Source organism: Fictibacillus solisalsi, from assembly GCF_900103485.1.
Taxonomy (GTDB): domain Bacteria; phylum Bacillota; class Bacilli; order Bacillales; family Fictibacillaceae; genus Fictibacillus_C; species Fictibacillus_C solisalsi.
Window position 1 is genome coordinate 731,061 of sequence record NZ_FNHW01000001.1, and the last position, 18,706, is coordinate 749,766.

Genomic DNA, 18,706 nt, shown 5'->3' on the forward strand with positions numbered 1-18,706 from the left:
GAAGTCCAATGAATCAGGAATTGAATATGCAGTTTATGCAAATTGCCATGAAGCATTTGCCAGAAGGAAAAGAGCTTTTGGAGAAAAAAGGAGTAGAATTGTCCATGGAGGATATCCAGCCTATGCTGAATCTTCTTCTGAAAGTCATGAACGATGCATATGAACTCGGAAAACAAAATCAAGAATAACGTTTGTCAGTAAAGTAAAAGAGCCAACTTCACTTGTTGGCTCTTTTACTTTTTCCTGAAAGCCGTAAACAGAGGTGAAACCTGCTGTGCAACTTTCACGGTCTGATCGATGACAGCCATCAGCTTGTTGTAATCAAAATTCCCGTCGTTTGTCCGGAAGGCACTGATTAAAGGATTCGGCCTTGGGAAAGGCTGGCGGTAGGCCATTGGGATAAAAGGCGGCTCGCTGGGTGGAGGCGGCTGTTCCCTTGTTTGCCGGGGGGGTGGAAATGGGTGTCTGGCTTGCATGGCCGATCTTTGCCGCATCGGGGAGGGCAGCCCATTGCGAGGAAAATTCACATGTACCACTCCTGTATTCAGACTGATAAGCTCTATATATAATATGTCTGGATGAATAGATGGTGTGTTGTCCCATGTAATCAGCATACTGGACAAAAAATGAAAAATAAATTAAAATTAGTACCAGGTCTTAAAAATTGATACTAAACCAAATGCAGAAAGAAACAACATAAAAATATGGATAAAGGGGTAATAACATGAATGCTGGAATAATAGGTTTAGGTGCTTATGTCCCTGAAAAAGTGTTAACCAATTTTGATCTTGAAAAAATGGTGGACACCAGCGATGAATGGATTCGCACCCGTACTGGAATTGAAGAGCGAAGAATTGCGGCAGATGATGTTAATACATCACATATGTCAGAACAGGCAGCAAGGGAAGCTTTGGAAAATGCCGGGCTGAATGCAGAAGAGCTTGATCTAATCATCGTTGCCACCGTAACGCCTGATTCCCCATTTCCTTCTGTGGCTTGCTTGATCCAGGAAAGATTGGGAGCAGTTCATGCTGTAGCGATGGATATTAGTGCGGCATGTTCAGGATTTATGTACGGCATGGTGATGGCGAAACAATTTATTGAATCTGACACCTATAAAAATGTATTAGTGGTGGGAGCTGAAAAGCTGTCCAAGATAACCGATTGGAATGACAGAAATACAGCTGTATTATTTGGTGATGGAGCGGGAGCTGCAGTTATGTCCAAAGTATCTGAAGGAAGAGGAATTCTGTCCTTTGAACTGGGATCTGACGGCAGAGGCGCTAAACACCTGTACCAGGATGAGTACCTTCATATGAATGGGCGCGAGGTATTTAAATTTGCGGTACGCCAAATGGGTGAGTCCTCCATGAATGTGGTTGAAAAGGCAGGACTGACAAAAGATGATGTTGATTACCTTATCCCACATCAGGCCAACATCCGTATCATGGAAGCATCTCGTGAGCGGCTGGAGCTGCCAAAAGAAAAAATGGCAGTAACGGTTAATAAATATGGAAACACATCATCTGCTTCCATTCCTATGGCTATTTCTGATGCCTTAAAAAATGGTAAGATAAAAGATGATGACTTGCTTGTCCTCGTTGGATTTGGCGGCGGCCTGACATGGGGTGCCGTTGCGCTCCGATGGGGAAGATAGAAGATAAAAGCTGACTATTCTTCAAAGGAGAGTTGTATTAACAATGAAAAGACGCGTAGTAATCACAGGAATGGGAGCCATTTCTCCCCTTGGAAATAGTGTAGAAGAAACCTGGAACCGAATCATTGCCGGTGAATCCGGTGTAGGTCCATTAACTCGCCGGGACGCGGAAAAATTCCCGGTAAAAGTTGCTGCCGAAGCAACAGAATTTGATCCACATGAATATATGGACCGTAAGGAAGCAAGGAAAATGGACCGCTTTACTCAATTTGCCATCGCTGCGTCAAAAATGGCGGTAGCCGATGCCGGCCTTGATATCACAGACGAAATCGCACCTCGTGTCGGAGTGTGGATCGGTTCCGGTATTGGCGGCATGGACACACATGAAGAGCAGTTCCGCATCTTTGAGAAAAAGGGATACCGCAGGGTCAGTCCGTTTTTCGTACCGATGATGATCCCGGATATGGCAGCAGGCCAGGTTTCCATCATGCTTGGTGCTAAAGGAATGAATTCTTGTACTGTAACGGCTTGTGCTTCAGGGGCCAACTCTATTGGCGATGCATTTAAAGTCATTCAGCGTGGAGATGCAGATGCCATGATTTGCGGAGGAACGGAAGCACCAATTACAGATATGGCGCTTGCCGGCTTCTGTCAGGCTGGCGCATTGTCCTATAATGAAGATCCTGCCACTGCAAGTCGTCCGTTTGATGCAAACCGCAGCGGGTTTGTCATTGGTGAGGGTGCAGGAATTCTGGTTCTTGAAGACCTTGAATTTGCAAAAAAACGCGGAGCCAAGATTTATGCTGAAATCGTAGGATATGCCGGAACAGGAGATGCATACCACATTACGGCACCAGCTCCTGGCGGGGAAGGCGGCGTCCGTGCAATGACTCAGGCTGTACAGGACAGCGGACTGGCACCTGAAGAAATCGACTATATCAACGCGCACGGAACGAGCACTGATTATAATGATAAGTTTGAGACCATGGCCATCAAGGAAGTCTTTGGTGAGCATGCACACAAACTGGCTGTGAGCTCCACTAAGTCCATGACAGGACACCTGTTGGGAGCAGCAGGTGGAATCGAAGCGATTTTCTCAGTAAAATCCATTCAGGATGGAATTATCCCGCCTACGATTAATTATGAAACACCAGATCCGGAATGTGATTTGGATTATGTACCAAACGAAGCCAGAAAAGCGGAAGTGAATACCGTTTTAAGTAATTCTTTGGGCTTTGGCGGGCATAATGCTACCCTGATCTTTAAAAAATACAGCGAATAAGAGTAAAAGATGGTTGACCGCAATCAACCATCTTTTTTTATTTGCTCTAGATAATTCTTCTTACAAAAGAATAATTTGGACAACCTCTGACTATACTGTTTTTAACAAAATCGGTAAGTGAGGGGTAGCAAATGTTATATTTACGAGATGTTTGGGTGAATTGGTTTGAAGGTGAAGAAAATGGCTATAACGTTTGTGAGTTTCATGAGTGGAGGAAGGACGATTTCATCGAGCTTTTGGATCAGGTGCCAATTGTTAAAATAGAGTCTTCACTGTTTCACTACATCGAAAACGAACTCAGCGATCTTCCAGACTCCCTTTTAGATGAAGTACACCAGAAAGCATACGTGAGGAAAAACAACCAGAGAGTTCAACTGGACCATTGCTTTATCATCACTGATGAAATGAAAACCATGGTGATAGATACAATGGGCTACCGTATTCCCATCCGAAAAAGCAGGCTGATTCCAAGGCAGGAACAGCTCGTGTATGAAATGGCAGAGCAAATGGAGACCGTTTCTTACACGTTTACTCCGGATATAAAAGAAAAAGAGCATCATATTCTTTCGCCTGAGCCGGTTATGATGAGAGGACTTACAAGAAAAGAGCGTCAGCTGAAACAGCTTTTGTTCATGTTGCTTGACCAGCTGCATACGACCCAGAATGTCGCAGAGGTGAGATACTGGTATACCGAGTGGATGCCTGAAGAGTATATGAAAATCCAATCGATGGAATTTGAAGAAGCATGGGCGGCGTTGTATGCGGAAATCAAGGACGGCTGGAGCAATCAGCATTACGCCATTTGCGAACGGCTTGTAAAAGGGCAGCCCTACTTTGAAAAGATTTGGGAACTCGAAAATGGAACTCATGTAAACTAAAAACAACAAAACCTCCGCTTTATGCGGAGGTTTTCTTCTGTTATACACGTTTTCTGGCCAATCCCATGGCCCGTTCCGCTTTGTTCAGCATTTTGTTCGCCACGCGATTCGCTTTTTCTGCTCCATGATCCAGGATCTGATCAAGCTCATCAGATTCGATCAAATTGTAATAACGTTCCTGTATCGGCTTTAAGCGGCTTACGACAGCACTTGCCGTTCCTTCTTTAAAATCTCCGTAGCCTTTTCCTTCATACTTTTTTTCAAGTTCATGGATGGATTCTCCTGAGCACAGTGAGTAGATGGTTAACAGGTTGGAAATGCCGGGTTTGTTTTCTTTATCATATTTTACAACGCCATCAGAATCCGTAGTGGCCCGCTTGATCTTTTTGGTGATGACCGCTTCGTCATCCAAAATAGAAATAAAGGCGTTCACATTGGCATCGGATTTGCTCATTTTTTTCGTAGGATCAACAAGAGACATAATCCTTGCGCCAACTTTAGGAATGCGCGGCTCAGGTATGGTAAAGATTTCACGGTATTTATTGTTGAACCGTTCCGCAAGGTCACGTGTCAGCTCAATGTGCTGCTTTTGATCATCTCCAACAGGAACAAGCTCCGTACCATAAAGGAGGATATCGGCAGCCATGAGCGGAGGATAGGTCAGCAACCCTGCAGAAACCGCTTCTTTTCCTTTGGATTTATCCTTAAATTGAGTCATGCGTTCCAGTTCCCCGATATACGCAACACATTGCAGAACCCATCCCATTTTTGTGTGGGCAGGAACCTCTGATTGAATAAAAAGAGTGGATTTCTCCGGATCAATGCCGACAGCGAGGTACATGGCAGCAAGGCTGCGGCTGTTCTTTTTCAACTGAACCGGATCCTGCGGAACAGTAATGGCATGCTGATTCACCACACAGAAATAACAGTGATTATCCTCTTGAAAGCCCACAAAATGCTGCAGTGCCCCCAAATAATTCCCCAATGTTATGGTACCGCTTGGCTGGATACCTGAAAAAATAGTTGCCATAATGAAACTTCTCCTTTTAAATAATTTATTTACATACAAAAAAGGCCCATCCATCCCGTGAAAAGGGACGAATGGACCGTGGTGCCACCCTTGTTATTCCAAAAAAAAGAATATCTCTAACCCGTACTGTCATACGGCGCCCTTTCTATCGTGCGGACACACACGCCTGTTCCTACTAAATAATGTTCAGACAGGAGCTCAAAAGACCATTCCATGTTCATTCACTGCCTGTTTCCACCGGCCACAGGCTCTCTGGAAGCTTCAAAAACATGTACTTTTCTTTATCATCGCCATTCGTTATTCACTCAGTTAAAAATAGTATATAAAAATTACAATAGAATTGCAACCAGACTAGAAAAAACAAACAATACAGCTCCGGAACAAAGCAGAGGAAAGATAAAATTGCCAGATACCCGTTCGGACAGGCTGAAGTTTGAGGCTTCTTCCTGGCTCTCTGCGTACTCGGCTGACTTCGAGAATGATTTCACCACTTTTTTGACCGTCTTTGAAAAAAGGTCGAAGAATCCGCCTTTAACAACAAATAACACTAAGCCGATCAGGACCAGAGCAAGTCCCGCCATAAAAAGGTTGTCCACCACATGAATGAGATGAAGCTTTTTATCAGATAAAAATTCAATGATAAGTGATAGTACAACAGACCCTGCGGTTAATAGTGCTGAAGCCAAAAAACGTGACATCGATTTACTCCCATCATTTTCAGATTCATAGCTGTATTATCTATTTTACCATGAACACAAGACCGGAGCACACTACTTTATACCTATAAATTTTCCGGCCGTTTATTGAAAGAGAGTGCATATAGGTTCAGAGTTATTAGAAAATATAAAAAACGACGGGTAAGAAAGGAGGATATTTTACAGATTTTGTTGGAATTTATTGGATAGGGGAAGGGAGGAAAACGCTGGACGTGTATAGGAATTTAGTCCTATTTTTTGTTAAAGAAACGTAAATAAATTGGGCTTTTTGTAAAAGTCGTAAAAAAAAGTATATGCATAATAGTATGAAAACTTGTATAATACGAATGTGGGCAAAATGTCTGATAATTCACGAAGCTTTGGCTCACTAATTAGGTAAACAGAAAAAGGGGAGGTCAATCAATGAAGAAGTCAAAATGGTCGTTATTACTAACGATTGTGCTCGTTTTGAGCGTTTTCCTTTCTGCGTGTAGCGGTAAGAAAGAGGAAAAGGCAAACGGGAACACTTCAAGCAACGGAGGGGGTTCTAAAGAAAAGGTCCTAAACCTTATGGAAACTTCCGAAATTCCGTATCTTGACAACATCATGGCAGACGATCAAGTTTCTCTAAACTTGGCAAACAACGTATACGAAGGTCTTTATACTTTGAACGAGAAGGATGAGCCAGTTCTATCCGGTGCTGCTGAAGAACCAGAAGAGAAAGATGGCGGCAAGACTTGGGTATTTAAACTTCGCGATGACGCTGTTTGGAGCAATGGTGATCCAGTAACAGCAAATGATTATGTATTTGCTTGGAGAAAAGCTGTTAGCAAAGATACAGCTACTCAATACTCTTTCATCTATCAAGTTGCAGGCATTCTGAATGCTGACAAAATTCTAAACCCTGAAGATCCAATGTATAACAAAACGGATAAGCTTGGTATCAAAGCTATTGACGAACATACAATTGAAGTGAAGTTCGCTGGTCCAACCAGTGCGAAACCTTACTTAAAAGCAGTTCTTTCATTCCCGACTTTCTATCCACAACCTGAAAAGTTTGTTAAAGAACAAGGGAAGCAATTCGCTTTAGAAGCTGACAAAGCTCTTTACAACGGTCCTTTTGCTCTTACAAAATGGGAGCATGAAAAAGGATGGGTATTGGAAAAGAACGATAAGTACTGGGACAAGAAGAACGTAAAAGTAGATAAAATTAACGTAAACATCCTTAAGGATGAAGCAACTCGTATCAACTTGTTTGAAACTGGTAAACTAGACCGCACCTCAATTTCTGCGGAATACGTTGACCAATACAAAGACAAGAAGGACATTTTCAGCACTGTGCCTGAATCTTCTGTGTTCTTCCTTCGTATGAACCAAAAGAACAAAGCACTTGCAAACAAAAATATCCGCCATGCGCTTGACATGGGCTGGGATAAGAAGCAATTAACCGATGTACTTTTGAATAACGGATCTGTTCCTGCATACTTCTTGGTACCTTCCAAGTTTGTTAACGGTCCGGACGGAGCTGACTTCCGTGAGAAGAATGGCGACCTTAACAAAGGTGATGCTAAACAGGCAAAAGATTACTGGGAAAAAGGCTTGAAAGAGCTTGGAGTTAAGAAATTAGACCTTACTCTTCTTAACTATGACACTGATACGGCTCAAAAAGATGCACAGTTCATCAAAAACCAATTGGAGAAAAACCTTCCTGGTCTATCTCTGAAAATCAAAGCTCAACCATTCAAACAAAAGCTGAAGCTTGAAGAAAACATGGATTATGACATTTCTTATGCTGGCTGGGGACCTGACTATCCAGATCCAATGACATTCGTCGACATGTTTGTTACTGGTGGTTCTCACAACGAAATGAACTACTCCAACAAAAAGTATGATGAGCTAGTTAAAAAAGCTTCATCTGAAACAGATCTTAAGAAACGTTGGGAAATGATGCAGCAAGCTGAAAAAATCCTTATCGAGGAAGATGCGGCAATCAGCCCAATGTACCAACGTGGATATGCCTTTATCACAAAATCTAATATTAAAAACATCCACAACCACTCATTTGGTGGGGATTATAGCTACAAAGATTGGGACGTTGAGTAAAAAACAGATTGTTTTATAGCGGTACCAGGAGAGTATATGTCAGTAAGTCATATACTCTCCTTTTAACTGCAAATGACTTATTAGTAAAAATTTGTCGAAAATTCCAACGAGTTATTGTAGGATATTGTTTTGTCACTTAATATAGAGATATAGGTATTAAGCAGGGGTTTATTTTTTTAGGAGGTGCAATAGTGGTTCGTTTCGTACTAAAACGATTGCTTTACATGCTAATCACACTATTTATTATTACTTCATTTACGTTTTTCCTAATGAAGCTGTTGCCAGGTTCTCCGTTTAACAATGAAGAGAAATTAACAGATCAACAAAAATTTATTCTTAATGAAAAGTATGGATTGAATGATCCTGTTCCCGTTCAGTATTTAAACTACATGAGTAATCTGGTTAAAGGGGATTTGGGTGTGTCTTTCCAATATGATAACCGTCCTGTTTCCACTATGATTACAGAGAGAATCGGGCCTTCCGCTGTTCTTGGTGTTGAAGCGACGATTATAGGAACGATCATTGGCTTAATTTTAGGAATTGCTGCAGCATTAAAGCACAATACATCAATTGATTATTTGTCATCACTGTTTGCGGTTTTGGGAATATCCATTCCATCCTTTGTTTTTGCAGGGGTTTTACAGTATTACGTAGGGGTTAAGTTAGGATGGCTGCCCGTTGCCCTTTGGGACGGTCCGAAATATCATGTTCTGCCAGCACTTTCGTTATCTGTTTTTGTAATAGCAACTGTGGCCAGGTTCATGAGAACGGAAATGCTTGAAGTGTTGGGACAAGATTATATTACAACTGCTAAATCCAAAGGACTTTCTAACTTGGTCGTAATTTGGAAACATACCATCCGGAACGCAATGATTCCTGTTGTTACGATTTTGGGGCCGTTGGCGATCAACCTTATTACAGGAACACTCATCATCGAAAAAATCTTTGCCGTACCGGGTCTCGGTTTTCAATTTGTTTCATCCATCCAACTGAATGACTATCCAGTCATTATGGCAACGACAATTTTTTACAGTGTGTGCTTTATCATTGTCATACTGATTGTAGATATTTTATACGGAGTAATTGATCCTAGAATCAGGGTTGCAGGAGGCAAGGGATAATGAGCATGCATGAAAAACAACTAAACAACGACTTATTCCAACCTGCGGTCAGGTCTTCGGACGATGCCGAAAAAATCACAAAGGAAAGTACTTCCTTCTGGCAGGACGCCAGACGAAGATTGTTTGAAAACAAAGGGGCAGTTGCAGGGTTGATCATCATTGTGGCGATCTTGCTCCTTGCATTTCTTGGACCGCTATTCAGCCATAACGGCTTTGATGACCAGGATACAAGCCGTACCAACCTTCCACCGAGAATTCCTGTTCTTGAAAACGTAGGCTTTCTTGGTCTCGACGGAGTAGACATCCGTGGCGTAGATCAGTACAAAATGAAAAACCAAAAAGACAATTATTATTGGTTTGGTACAGATGCACTGGGAAGAGACCAGTTCGTGAGGGTATGGAAAGGAACACAGATCTCGTTATATATCGCCTTTTTGGCTGCGGCCATTGATATGATCATTGGTGTGGCTTACGGTGCGATTTCAGGATACTATGGCGGAAAAACGGATAATATCATGCAAAGAATAATAGAGATTCTTATTGGGATTCCTAACTTGATTGTTGTTATCCTGCTGATCCTGATTCTCGATCCGGGTATCATCTCGATTACATTCGCCATGGTTATTACCGGTTGGACCACGATGGCACGTATTGTCCGCGGTCAGATTTTAAAGTTAAAAAACCAGGAATTTGTTTTAGCCTCCCTGACTTTGGGAGCCAAGAGTTCAAGAATTGTAACAAAGCACATGTTTCCAAATATATTGGGATCCATCATTATTACATCTATGTTTACCATTCCGAGTGCAATCTTTACAGAGGCGTTTCTAAGCTTCATTGGTCTCGGGATATCACCGCCGACTGCATCTCTTGGATCATTGGTAAACGAAGGGTTTAAATCATTGCAAATTTATCCGCACCTTGTATTGTACCCGGCTGTAATTATTTCTTTAATCATGATCAGCTTTAACCTTCTCGGTGACGGCTTACGTGATGCACTAGATCCTAAGATGCGTAAATAGGGGGAGAAAATGATGAAAAAAATACTAGAATTAAATAATGTCAATGTCTCCTTTCATACGTTTGCAGGCGAAGTAAAAGCTGTCCGGGGGGTCAATCTTCATCTTGAAAAAGGGGAATCTCTTGCAATCGTAGGAGAATCAGGTTCCGGAAAATCCGTTACTTCAAAATCTATCATGAGATTGCTGCCTGAAAAAACGAGTGAAATTAAAGAAGGAGAAATCCTTTTTGAAGGAAGAGATCTTACCAAGCTTTCCAATCGTGAGATGGAAAAAATCCGGGGTTCAGAAATTTCAATGATTTTTCAGGATCCGATGACTTCTCTCAACCCTACGATGACAGTCGGAAAACAAATCATGGAAGGTCTTCGAAAACATCAGAATTTATCCAAAAATGAAGCGAAGGAACGTGCGATCAATTTATTGAAATTGGTTGGCATCCCAAATCCTGAGCTCCGTATTAATGAATATCCACACCAATTTTCAGGGGGGATGAGACAGCGTGTGGTGATTGCCATTGCGCTGGCATGTAACCCTAAGGTATTGATTGCCGATGAGCCAACGACAGCTCTTGATGTAACGATTCAGGCACAAATCCTCGACTTAATGAGAGATTTGCAGCAAAAGACAGGAACAGCCATTATCTTGATCACGCATGACCTTGGAGTAGTGGCGAATCTGTCTCAGCGGGTAGCCGTTATGTATGGCGGTACCATTGTTGAAACAGGAACAACCGATGAAGTTTTTTATAATCCAAAGCATCCGTATACATGGGGTTTATTGTCTTCCATGCCGAAGTTGAATTCTGCGGAAAAAGAATTAATGGCGATTCCAGGTACACCACCGAACTTGCTTAATCCGCCAAAAGGCTGCCCTTTTGCAGCCCGTTGCCCTTATGCAATGCAGGTTTGTGTAGATCACATGCCAGATGTGACCGATGTTACTTCCACGCATAAAACGGCATGCTGGCTTCTGGATGAGCGTGCGCCTCAGGTCGAACCGCCTGAAGCTGCATTAGTAGGAGGTGCCCGTTAATGGCAGTCGTTGAACGAGAAAAATTATTAGAAGTAAAAAATCTCAAGAAGCATTTCAATGTTGGAAAAAATGCTGTCTTAAAAGCGGTTGATAATGTCAGCTTTGATATATATAAAGGGGAGACTCTCGGACTGGTAGGAGAATCCGGATGTGGAAAATCGACGACCGGACGGACCATCATCCGCCTTTATGAAGCAACTGGCGGTAATGTAACCTTTGAAGGTGAAGATGTTCATGGCAAAAAGTCCAGAAAAGAATTAAAGTCGTTTAATCGCCGCATGCAAATGATTTTCCAGGATCCTTACGCTTCTTTAAACCCAAGGATGACAATCAAGGATATTATTGCCGAGGGAATAGACATCCACGGCCTGGCAAAAAACGATAAAGAACGTATGGAAAGGGTCTATGAGCTTCTTGAGACAGTAGGATTGAATCGTGCACATGCGAGCCGTTACCCGCACGAGTTTTCCGGCGGACAGCGTCAGCGTATAGGTATTGCCCGTGCGCTTGCTGTAGATCCGGATTTCATAATTGCGGATGAACCCATTTCAGCGCTGGATGTTTCTATTCAGGCTCAAGTTGTCAATTTGATGATGAAACTTCAGAAAGAGCGCGGTCTGACGTATTTGTTTATTGCCCATGACCTTTCCATGGTTAAGCATATTTCTGACCGTGTAGGTGTGATGTATCTTGGAAACATTGTAGAACTGGCAGCAAGTGATGAGCTTTACGAAGAACCGTTGCATCCATACACTCAGGCTCTTCTTTCCGCTATTCCTGTTCCTGATCCGGAAATGGAGCGCAGCAGGGAACGCATCATTCTTGAAGGCGATCTCCCTAGCCCAATCAGCCCTCCAAGCGGCTGCCGGTTCCGTACCCGGTGCCCGCACGCGATGGATGTGTGTGCCAGCAAAGATCCGAAATGGATGGAAGCACGGGAAGGCCACTGGGTAGCTTGCCATCTTTATGACAATGAGTTGAACACTGAGAATAAACAGCAGTAAATACAGCGATCTCCTGTATGTCGGGAGATCGTTTTATGTTATGTTAAGTAAGCAAGGAATCTTTTCTAGTGAGGTCATTGAATGAATATTACGTTTGTACTGGATAGTGCCAGCGATTATTGTGCAGAGCATCATGCATTATCCGTTCCTTTAGCCATTGTTCCTCTTAATATTACGTTTGGCAGCGACCATTTTTTAGATGGTGAAACAATCAGTACCGATACGTTTTACGAGAGAATGGCAAAAGAAGAACACCTTCCAAAAACCAGCCAGCCATCCCCACAAGCCTTTTTAAATGTATTTCAAAAAGAGATTGAAAAAGGGAATGAGCTTATATATGTAGGGCTTTCATCGAATTTGAGCGGAACTGTGCAAAGCGCATCCATTGCTAAGGGGATGCTTGATGAAAATGTCCAGAACAACGTCCATATTATCGATTCAGGTACTGCATCTGCAGGTGTTCAAGTGTTGCTGAAGCTGGCAGATTTTTTGGTCCGAGAAGGCAAAAACGCAAAGCAGGTTGTTGAGGAACTTGAACGACAAAAGGAAGCCATTATTGCCTACGTGCTTCTGGAGACATTGGAGAATGTTAAAAAAGGCGGGCGTATTTCAGCAGTTCAAGGTGCTATTGCGGAATTTTTAAATATTAAACCGCTTCTATCGGTACAAAATGGAATTGTTGAAACAGTGGGGAAGTTTAGGGGGAAGAAAAAGGGACTTTGCAAGCTTAAAGAGATCCTGCAGGTTTGGCACCATCAGAATCCCGAGAAAGAACTCTTTATCATTCACAGTCTTCCGTCAAAGCAGGAAGTAATCAAAGAGTTTGGCGAATTTTTCTCGTTTTCAAAATTTAAATCGGTTACATTTACACGCTTTGGAAGTACCATTGGAACTTATGCCAGTGAAAACGCGATAGGATTTATCCTTCATTAAATATTAAAAACACTCCGTATGTTTTGTTTATACGGAGTGTTTTAGATTTTCAGTCTCATATTGAGCATCCACCAATCGGTCCAATTTTTTAATGCGAGAAAGTGCGGTCTTTATATCCAGACTTCGATAATGATGCATACCGCCTGGCTCTTCGTCTGCTTCATCCGCCAAGGCCACGACACGTTGAAGAGGCAGCAGGTCCAACTGTCCTTTTGGAAGATAAGAATCAGTGTGAAGTAATATGGCTAAAGCAATTTCCTTGGCTTTGCGGGGATCCTCGCCAAGCTGGATCAACAGCTTATGTGCTCGTTCCGCGCCTTTTATGGCATGGATGTCATTCTCTTTGTAAAGGGAGTAATCCCATTGGCCATTTGTATACCATGTATAGTGTCCGATATCGTGCAACAGTGCGGCTTTAGTGGCAAGGTCAGGGTCGACTCCAAAGTCTTTTGCCAGCGAAAAGGCATGGTAGGCGGTAGCAATCGCATGAACTAGACCAGACCTGTTCAGGTACTTTTGTGCAGATGGGTGCTGAAAAATATCCGTTAGAGTTACATTTCTCATCGCGATTTCTCCTTTCGTTTTTCTTTAAAAAACCCCCCACCTTATTGAGAGGGCTTGTTTCTCCAGAAATGTATATTGTTATATACTATACCACCAATATCAGGGTGTATCAACACATAAAATTGTAAAATAATTGGCAGCGTTATCATCCAAACGAAAAATTAAAGAAGGGATCTCTCCCTTCTTTTATTAAAAATATTCGTTCCAGCGCTTGGTTACCAGTTCATTAATGTCTGGCCGTGTTTCAACCGTTTCAGGGTAAAAAGGTTTCATGCGTGCATCAATAATGATAGGTCCGCTGTATTTTAATTTATTCCGAGCCACCTCATGTTTCGCATACAAATCAAAAGCAGGGTCAAACCGGGTAAAGGTGGTCCATAAAAATTGTGACTGAGTAGCTGCAATGGAGGCATCATCCACCAGGAAAACAAGCTGCCAGTCGCTGAGCTGCTGAGTTGCCGTCTCCAGGAGTTTTTCAGCAAAATCAGGACCGTCTTCATAAGATGGACCTGAAAGGCATATACAACCTCCACAGTACGGCTGGACATCATGAATCCCCGGAATGGTTCCACCCTCATAGGACCTCTGCAATTCTCTGACAGGCTCACCAAGGCCCGTCATAACTGCTTTGCTGCCGGTGTTGAATTTTCGTCCCGTATAGTCCAACGTATCCATCGAAGTATCATTAAGGATCAGTAGATCACGTTCAGGCAAAAAGCGCTCAAGCACAGCTTCGAGCAACTGGGAAAAATCTTGCAAATCCACATCTTTATTCGTCACCATCAAGAACTTTGTTAACGTCAGCTGGCCTTCGCCCATAATACGCAGCGCATGGGCAAGTCCTTCTTTATAATAAGATTCACGGACAACTGCACCAGCAAGGGCATGGAAGCCTGTTTCCGCATAAGTCCACAATTGTTTAACCCCGTTCATTACAACTGGGAAGAGGGGGCTCATAAGGCGTTGAAGGTATTCTCCGATAAAGTAATCTTCCTGTCTTGGCTTTCCCACGACTGTAGCAGGGTAGATGGCATCCTTACGCTTCCACATCCGGCCAACTTCAAAAACAGGGAAATCGTGTGCCCATGAATAATAGCCATAATGGTCTCCAAACGGTCCTTCTGGTTCTCTAACATGCGGAGGCACATAACCGCCAAACGCGAATTCTGCTTCTGCGATCAATGGATGTGGATACCCAGGTGCGTAAGTAAGATTAAGCTTGTCACCCATGAGCATGGAAGTAAACATGAGCTCAGGGACAGCTTCAGGAAGCGGGGCAATGGCACTGATGGTAAGCGCCGGTGGACCTCCAAGGAATAAGGTCACAGGCAGCTTTTGATTCATCTGTTCTGCTTCATAATGGTGAAAGCCGCCGCCCTTATGAATCTGCCAGTGAATGCCCGTTTTCTTTTCTTCCCTAATTTCAATTCGGTACATACCGAGGTTGTGCTCATGTTTTTTGGGATGCTCCGTATACACAAGAGGAAGAGTAATGAAAGGATTGCTGTCCAGATGCCATCCAGTCAAGGCAGGCAGCTTCTTCATATTAATGTCCGTTGTATAGTGCTCCGTAACAGGAGCTTTAGAAGGTTTAACTGTTCTTGTTCCTATTTTCAAAACATCTTTTATCATACCTCTTTTTCCCCATAATTTTGTAGGGGAAGGCGGGAGGAGGTCATCGATTGAGTCTACGAGCTGCTGCACGAGGGCTTCGGGTTTTGGGCCGAATGCCAGCTCCACGCGCCGGATCGTGCCGAATAAATTGGTTACCACTGGGATGTCAGAGCCTTTCACATTGGTAAACAGCAAAGCAGGACCTTGCTCGTCAATCACCCTCCGATGAATTTCGGGGATTTCCAGATAAGGGTCAACCGGTGCATTTATTTCAATAAGTTCATTTTCTTGTCGAAGTTGTTGTATAAAGGTACGTATGTTAATATGCATGTATCCACCTCTAGTATGTAGTAATATCTTTATCTTCACAAAAAAACAACTTCCCGTAAAGTAGAAGCTGTTCAAAGGTCTCTTCTTTTTACATTTCTCCAGCTGGATTGAAACGATTTGGTACGGTCCACGAATTTTAAAACCGACCTCCCGCCAAACAACTTAAGTGAAAACCAATGTGAAATAATTCCCATGAAAGCGGTTAAACCGATGACAAAGACGGCGAGCAGAAGCAAATCCCGGAAAAACAAGGCCATCCAATCCCCTCCAGTGAAAAGGCATTCATTCTTCTTCATTGTATAAGATGTTTATCCCTTTGGAAAGAGGGAAAGCTAATTGGTGCTGAATTTACTAACTCTATAACTAAATAACTGCGTTAGGAGCTGGCTAATTATTATGAACTGGTATGACAAATTGAATCAATACTTTCCGATCGAGGAAATGAAATCAAAAGAACACATGGAACTCCTATTGAAGGATAAAGGAGACATCTACCATAAAGATGAAGGTCCTCATCATGTATTAATGTATGTTGAACTGGACGAATTTATCTTTATTGACTATTTATTTGTAGGAAAAGAGTCAAGAGGCCAGGGGCTTGGAAAAAAACTGCTGCAGCAACTGAAAGAAAAGCGAAAGCCAATTATTCTTGAAGTTGAGCCCATTGATTATGAAGACACAGATACCGAAAAAAGGCAGCGTTTCTACCGGCGGGAAGATTTTACCCATGCTTCAAAAATCGGTTACAGACGAAGATCCCTTGCAACCGACAAAGTGAATGAAATGGAGATTCTATACTGGGCTCCCGAGGGAGAAAGTGAAGAAAGTGTTTATGAAAACATGAAAAAGACGTATAATGAAATACACACGTACAAAGATAAAGAATTGTACGGTAAAGCATATGAGGATGTAACCGACGTATTAACCTTTCAGCACGATAAAGACGCCATAACCGAGTAATTTCTATGGCAAGGAGGTATCTGCATGAAAGCCAAGGAAAAGAAAAAACAGACCAAACGGGAGATGCTTAAAGAGATGCTGAAAAAGAATCTCAAAGGCTTATCAACTGTTCCCAAAAAAGGTCCCGCATCTCAAGCCAAATCAATTGCATAATCAAGGATATAGGATGAAAACTTCTTCATCCTATTTCTTTTTTTTATGTTTTGTGAAACTTTTTACCGGGTAATACGTCTATATAATAGAAATACATAATTTCGATTATGGTGTATAAGTTTTATTACATTTTTGTGAAGACCTTTCTTGTTTAAAGAAAATGTAGTATAATAAAAAATATGATTTAATAACTATTTTAAAGTAGATACTAAATCAGGAGTATGGGGAAGGAGAAGATCCATATGGTTACTCTATTTACTTCGCCGAGTTGTACATCTTGTCGTAAGGCAAAAGCGTGGTTAAAAGAAAATGAAATTCCATACCAAGAAAGAAATATTTTTTCAGAGCCTTTAAGCATAGAGGAAGTAAAACAGATTCTTCGAATGACGGAGGACGGAACGGATGAAATCATTTCCACCCGTTCAAAGACGTTTCAAGAATTAAACTTGAACGTTGAAACCATGCCTCTGCAGGATTTATATCAGTTAATTGCTGACAATCCAGGGCTATTAAGACGGCCAATTATCATGGATGAAAAACGACTCCAGGTAGGCTATAATGAAGATGAAATCAGAAGGTTCTTACCTAGAAAAGTCCGTACGTACCAGCTTCTTGAAGCACAGCGTATGGTTAACTAAAAAAACTTCTACAGACTAAGTTCTGTAGAAGTTTTTTTTATTTGGATTTTTTTACTTTTTTAACGAATGCACCTGCAAGCATGACACCGGCGACGATAAAGATGATCACGCCGTATTCCAACGCAGGATTTGTTCGGAAGAAGGGCTGCAGTTCCTTTTCGGATATAATCATGCCAGCCGCTGTATAAGCAAGAATGGCCGAACCGATATAAATTAAAAATGGAAATCGTTCCATTAAGTGTAGAATGGCTTTACTTCCCCAAATAATGATTGGCACAGAAACAAGCAGTCCAATAATAACCAGCGGAATGGAGCCGTGTGACGCTCCGGCAACTGCCAGTACATTATCCAGACCCATTGCAACATCGGCAACAACAATCGTGCGAATAGCTCCAATGAGGGACATTCCAGGTTTGATATCGTTTTCCTCATCATCGTCAGCAAGCAGCTGAAAAGCAATATAAATAAGAAGTAATCCGCCAATGAGATAAAGAAAAGGTACCTTCAGCAAATAAACAACGAGTACGGTTAAGATTACCCTTACAACGATAGCAAGGCCTGTCCCAATTAAGATCGCTTTATTACGCTGCTTCTCGGGAAGATTTCTGCTGGCTAGGGCAATAACAATGGCATTATCTCCTCCAAGAAGAATATCAATCGCTATAATTTGCAACAGTGCGATCAAAAAATCGGCTTCCACGAATCAAAAACCCCTTTCAGGTGATAAACCCCGGCATGTGTGTTAAAATATACGAAATGTTTTAATAAAGACCTTTGAATTATATGACAGCTGCAATAGGGCGTCAAGAAAAGCCATTTTTGATAAAAAAAGGGCAGAAAAATGGGTCAGCATTTTTATTTCCAACTTTGAACTTTTGTCATAGAATAAGAGTACAAGAATGAAGCAACTTTGGATTGAATTTTCTTATTTTAGGGAAAAGTGACTATACATCATACCCAGGGGAAAATATCCCTTCATAGGATACAATACGGATAGAAGGGAGAGAACGAAATGGAAATCGAAAGAGTAAATGAATTTACCATAAAGTTTTTCATTACGTATAGAGATATTGAAGACCGGGGTTTTGACCGGGAAGAAATCTGGTCTGATCGCGAACGGGGGGAAGAGCTGTTCTGGGAAATGATGGACGAAGCTCATCAACAGGAACAATTTCCGCTTGAGGGGCCGTTATGGATTCAGGTCCAAGCATTAGATAAAGGGCTTGAAATCATTGTAACAAGGGCCCAAATGTCCAAAGATGGCACGAAATTGGAGCTGCCGCTAGGTGATGAAAAAATTGATCTCCCTGTGGATAAAAATATCGAAAAAATACTGGATCAGCAGTTTGCCACAGATGATTCAGATATAGCAGACGATATTGAACTCGCAGATGAAGATTATCTCTCATTTCTGCTGGTGTTTAAGGATTTCGAGGACATGATCATGCTCTCTCATAATATTGACAGCACTCTGTTTGCCAACTCCCTGTACCACTTTGAAAATAAGTATTATTTGTATGTGACTTTCAATCCAGAAACGACAGATCGGGAACAAGATGACCTATTGTCTCAATTGCTTGAATATGGTGCTGATTCAGATGCCTCCATCCACCGGATTCAAGAATACGGAAAGCAAATTATTGCAGAGCACGCGCTTGAAGATGTCTCAACTCATTTTAATCTATAAGCAAAC

General features: G+C 42.1%; 21 protein-coding genes and 1 other annotated feature. Of the genes, 14 read left to right on the forward strand and 7 right to left on the reverse strand.

Annotated features, from left to right (window positions below):
• Nucleotides 1-8: 8 nt before the first annotated feature.
• Nucleotides 9-188 carry a ComZ family protein gene (locus BLT53_RS03785; protein ID WP_090232892.1) on the forward strand — a complete coding sequence of 60 codons (180 nt, stop codon included), beginning with the start codon at nucleotides 9-11 and terminating at the stop codon, nucleotides 186-188.
• A gap of 45 nt (nucleotides 189-233) precedes the next feature.
• Here the strand turns inward: BLT53_RS03785 and BLT53_RS03790 are convergent, their stop codons facing one another.
• Nucleotides 234-527: a YppG family protein gene (locus tag BLT53_RS03790; RefSeq protein WP_170834220.1), complete on the reverse strand. Its 294-nt coding sequence runs from the start codon at nucleotides 525-527 to the stop codon at nucleotides 234-236.
• 197 nt (nucleotides 528-724) lie between these two features.
• Here BLT53_RS03790 and BLT53_RS03795 point away from each other — a divergent pair, with 197 nt between their 5' ends.
• The 3 genes from BLT53_RS03795 to BLT53_RS03805 all read left to right on the forward strand — a co-directional run bounded on the left by BLT53_RS03795 (nucleotide 725) and on the right by BLT53_RS03805 (nucleotide 3,817).
• Entirely contained in the window at nucleotides 725-1,657 is a 933-nt protein-coding gene (locus BLT53_RS03795) for a beta-ketoacyl-ACP synthase III (RefSeq protein ID WP_061968972.1), read from the forward strand.
• Nucleotides 1,658-1,700: 43 nt separating this feature from the next.
• Nucleotides 1,701-2,939: a beta-ketoacyl-ACP synthase II gene (fabF, locus tag BLT53_RS03800; RefSeq protein WP_090232896.1), complete on the forward strand. Its 1,239-nt coding sequence runs from the start codon at nucleotides 1,701-1,703 to the stop codon at nucleotides 2,937-2,939.
• Between the two features lie 131 nt (nucleotides 2,940-3,070).
• Nucleotides 3,071-3,817 carry a YjbA family protein gene (locus BLT53_RS03805; protein WP_090232898.1) on the forward strand — a complete coding sequence of 249 codons (747 nt, stop codon included), beginning with the start codon at nucleotides 3,071-3,073 and terminating at the stop codon, nucleotides 3,815-3,817.
• A gap of 40 nt (nucleotides 3,818-3,857) precedes the next feature.
• On the opposite strand, the gene trpS is transcribed toward BLT53_RS03805, so the two are convergent.
• Both trpS and BLT53_RS03815 read right to left on the reverse strand, forming a co-directional pair.
• Complete coding sequence (trpS, locus tag BLT53_RS03810) at nucleotides 3,858-4,847, reverse strand: tryptophan--tRNA ligase (RefSeq protein WP_090232899.1); 990 nt, start codon at nucleotides 4,845-4,847, stop codon at nucleotides 3,858-3,860.
• A gap of 60 nt (nucleotides 4,848-4,907) precedes the next feature.
• Nucleotides 4,908-5,144 (reverse strand) — a binding site (T-box leader).
• Between the two features lie 32 nt (nucleotides 5,145-5,176).
• Entirely contained in the window at nucleotides 5,177-5,545 is a 369-nt protein-coding gene (locus tag BLT53_RS03815; protein ID WP_090232900.1) for a DUF3899 domain-containing protein, read from the reverse strand.
• 420 nt (nucleotides 5,546-5,965) lie between these two features.
• On the opposite strand from BLT53_RS03815, the gene BLT53_RS03820 reads away from it, so the two are divergent.
• The 6 genes from BLT53_RS03820 to BLT53_RS03845 all read left to right on the forward strand — a co-directional run bounded on the left by BLT53_RS03820 (nucleotide 5,966) and on the right by BLT53_RS03845 (nucleotide 12,754).
• A complete protein-coding gene (locus tag BLT53_RS03820; RefSeq protein WP_090232902.1) occupies nucleotides 5,966-7,645 on the forward strand; it encodes a peptide ABC transporter substrate-binding protein in 1,680 nt (559 codons plus the stop codon).
• A 191-nt stretch (nucleotides 7,646-7,836) separates the two neighbouring features.
• A complete protein-coding gene (gene opp3b / locus BLT53_RS03825; RefSeq protein WP_090232903.1) occupies nucleotides 7,837-8,766 on the forward strand; it encodes an oligopeptide ABC transporter permease in 930 nt (309 codons plus the stop codon).
• A 5-nt stretch (nucleotides 8,767-8,771) separates the two neighbouring features.
• Nucleotides 8,772-9,785 (forward strand): oligopeptide ABC transporter permease, encoded by a 1,014-nt coding sequence (opp3C, locus tag BLT53_RS03830; protein WP_090236684.1) that lies wholly within the window; start codon nucleotides 8,772-8,774, stop codon nucleotides 9,783-9,785.
• 12 nt (nucleotides 9,786-9,797) lie between these two features.
• Nucleotides 9,798-10,817: an ABC transporter ATP-binding protein gene (locus BLT53_RS03835; protein ID WP_090232904.1), complete on the forward strand. Its 1,020-nt coding sequence runs from the start codon at nucleotides 9,798-9,800 to the stop codon at nucleotides 10,815-10,817.
• Nucleotides 10,817-11,821 carry an ABC transporter ATP-binding protein gene (locus BLT53_RS03840; protein WP_090232905.1) on the forward strand — a complete coding sequence of 335 codons (1,005 nt, stop codon included), beginning with the start codon at nucleotides 10,817-10,819 and terminating at the stop codon, nucleotides 11,819-11,821. Before BLT53_RS03835 ends, BLT53_RS03840 begins: the two co-directional genes overlap by 1 nt.
• 81 nt (nucleotides 11,822-11,902) lie before the next feature.
• Entirely contained in the window at nucleotides 11,903-12,754 is an 852-nt protein-coding gene (locus BLT53_RS03845) for a DegV family protein (RefSeq protein WP_090232907.1), read from the forward strand.
• Between the two features lie 27 nt (nucleotides 12,755-12,781).
• On the opposite strand, the gene BLT53_RS03850 is transcribed toward BLT53_RS03845, so the two are convergent.
• From BLT53_RS03850 to BLT53_RS03860, 3 genes are all read right to left on the reverse strand, one after another.
• Nucleotides 12,782-13,318 carry an HD domain-containing protein gene (locus BLT53_RS03850; RefSeq protein ID WP_090232909.1) on the reverse strand — a complete coding sequence of 179 codons (537 nt, stop codon included), beginning with the start codon at nucleotides 13,316-13,318 and terminating at the stop codon, nucleotides 12,782-12,784.
• Nucleotides 13,319-13,507: 189 nt separating this feature from the next.
• Nucleotides 13,508-15,262 carry a UbiD family decarboxylase gene (locus tag BLT53_RS03855; protein WP_090232910.1) on the reverse strand — a complete coding sequence of 585 codons (1,755 nt, stop codon included), beginning with the start codon at nucleotides 15,260-15,262 and terminating at the stop codon, nucleotides 13,508-13,510.
• Nucleotides 15,263-15,333: 71 nt separating this feature from the next.
• Nucleotides 15,334-15,519, reverse strand: coding sequence for a hypothetical protein (locus BLT53_RS03860; RefSeq protein ID WP_090232911.1), 186 nt, complete (start codon nucleotides 15,517-15,519; stop codon nucleotides 15,334-15,336).
• A gap of 139 nt (nucleotides 15,520-15,658) precedes the next feature.
• Between BLT53_RS03860 and BLT53_RS03865 the strand changes: the two genes are divergently transcribed.
• The 3 genes from BLT53_RS03865 to spxA all read left to right on the forward strand — a co-directional run bounded on the left by BLT53_RS03865 (nucleotide 15,659) and on the right by spxA (nucleotide 17,013).
• Nucleotides 15,659-16,222, forward strand: coding sequence for a GNAT family N-acetyltransferase (locus BLT53_RS03865; protein WP_090232913.1), 564 nt, complete (start codon nucleotides 15,659-15,661; stop codon nucleotides 16,220-16,222).
• A 24-nt stretch (nucleotides 16,223-16,246) separates the two neighbouring features.
• Nucleotides 16,247-16,375, forward strand: coding sequence for a hypothetical protein (locus BLT53_RS25580; RefSeq protein WP_280138791.1), 129 nt, complete (start codon nucleotides 16,247-16,249; stop codon nucleotides 16,373-16,375).
• Between the two features lie 242 nt (nucleotides 16,376-16,617).
• A complete protein-coding gene (gene spxA, locus BLT53_RS03870) occupies nucleotides 16,618-17,013 on the forward strand; it encodes a transcriptional regulator SpxA (RefSeq protein ID WP_061969003.1) in 396 nt (131 codons plus the stop codon).
• 37 nt (nucleotides 17,014-17,050) lie between these two features.
• Here the strand turns inward: spxA and BLT53_RS03875 are convergent, their stop codons facing one another.
• Nucleotides 17,051-17,713 (reverse strand): TerC family protein, encoded by a 663-nt coding sequence (locus BLT53_RS03875; RefSeq protein ID WP_090232915.1) that lies wholly within the window; start codon nucleotides 17,711-17,713, stop codon nucleotides 17,051-17,053.
• A 312-nt stretch (nucleotides 17,714-18,025) separates the two neighbouring features.
• Here BLT53_RS03875 and mecA point away from each other — a divergent pair, with 312 nt between their 5' ends.
• Complete coding sequence (mecA, locus tag BLT53_RS03880) at nucleotides 18,026-18,700, forward strand: adaptor protein MecA (RefSeq protein WP_090232917.1); 675 nt, start codon at nucleotides 18,026-18,028, stop codon at nucleotides 18,698-18,700.
• Nucleotides 18,701-18,706 lie beyond the last annotated feature (6 nt).

What these genes read in the sequence shown, in the direction of transcription:
- BLT53_RS03785 (WP_090232892.1), top strand. Translation starts at nt 9, where the DNA reads ATGAATCAGGAATTGAATATGCAGTTTATGCAAATTGCCATGAAGCAT.
- BLT53_RS03795 (WP_061968972.1), top strand. Translation starts at nt 725, where the DNA reads ATGAATGCTGGAATAATAGGTTTAGGTGCTTATGTCCCTGAAAAAGTG.
- fabF (WP_090232896.1), top strand. Translation starts at nt 1,701, where the DNA reads ATGAAAAGACGCGTAGTAATCACAGGAATGGGAGCCATTTCTCCCCTT.
- BLT53_RS03805 (WP_090232898.1), top strand. Translation starts at nt 3,071, where the DNA reads ATGTTATATTTACGAGATGTTTGGGTGAATTGGTTTGAAGGTGAAGAA.
- trpS (WP_090232899.1), bottom strand. Translation starts at nt 4,847, where the DNA reads ATGGCAACTATTTTTTCAGGTATCCAGCCAAGCGGTACCATAACATTG.
- BLT53_RS03815 (WP_090232900.1), bottom strand. Translation starts at nt 5,545, where the DNA reads ATGTCACGTTTTTTGGCTTCAGCACTATTAACCGCAGGGTCTGTTGTA.
- BLT53_RS03820 (WP_090232902.1), top strand. Translation starts at nt 5,966, where the DNA reads ATGAAGAAGTCAAAATGGTCGTTATTACTAACGATTGTGCTCGTTTTG.
- opp3C (WP_090236684.1), top strand. Translation starts at nt 8,772, where the DNA reads ATGCATGAAAAACAACTAAACAACGACTTATTCCAACCTGCGGTCAGG.
- BLT53_RS03835 (WP_090232904.1), top strand. Translation starts at nt 9,798, where the DNA reads ATGAAAAAAATACTAGAATTAAATAATGTCAATGTCTCCTTTCATACG.
- BLT53_RS03840 (WP_090232905.1), top strand. Translation starts at nt 10,817, where the DNA reads ATGGCAGTCGTTGAACGAGAAAAATTATTAGAAGTAAAAAATCTCAAG.
- BLT53_RS03845 (WP_090232907.1), top strand. Translation starts at nt 11,903, where the DNA reads ATGAATATTACGTTTGTACTGGATAGTGCCAGCGATTATTGTGCAGAG.
- BLT53_RS03850 (WP_090232909.1), bottom strand. Translation starts at nt 13,318, where the DNA reads ATGAGAAATGTAACTCTAACGGATATTTTTCAGCACCCATCTGCACAA.
- BLT53_RS03855 (WP_090232910.1), bottom strand. Translation starts at nt 15,262, where the DNA reads ATGCATATTAACATACGTACCTTTATACAACAACTTCGACAAGAAAAT.
- BLT53_RS03860 (WP_090232911.1), bottom strand. Translation starts at nt 15,519, where the DNA reads ATGGCCTTGTTTTTCCGGGATTTGCTTCTGCTCGCCGTCTTTGTCATC.
- BLT53_RS03865 (WP_090232913.1), top strand. Translation starts at nt 15,659, where the DNA reads ATGAACTGGTATGACAAATTGAATCAATACTTTCCGATCGAGGAAATG.
- BLT53_RS25580 (WP_280138791.1), top strand. Translation starts at nt 16,247, where the DNA reads ATGAAAGCCAAGGAAAAGAAAAAACAGACCAAACGGGAGATGCTTAAA.
- spxA (WP_061969003.1), top strand. Translation starts at nt 16,618, where the DNA reads ATGGTTACTCTATTTACTTCGCCGAGTTGTACATCTTGTCGTAAGGCA.
- mecA (WP_090232917.1), top strand. Translation starts at nt 18,026, where the DNA reads ATGGAAATCGAAAGAGTAAATGAATTTACCATAAAGTTTTTCATTACG.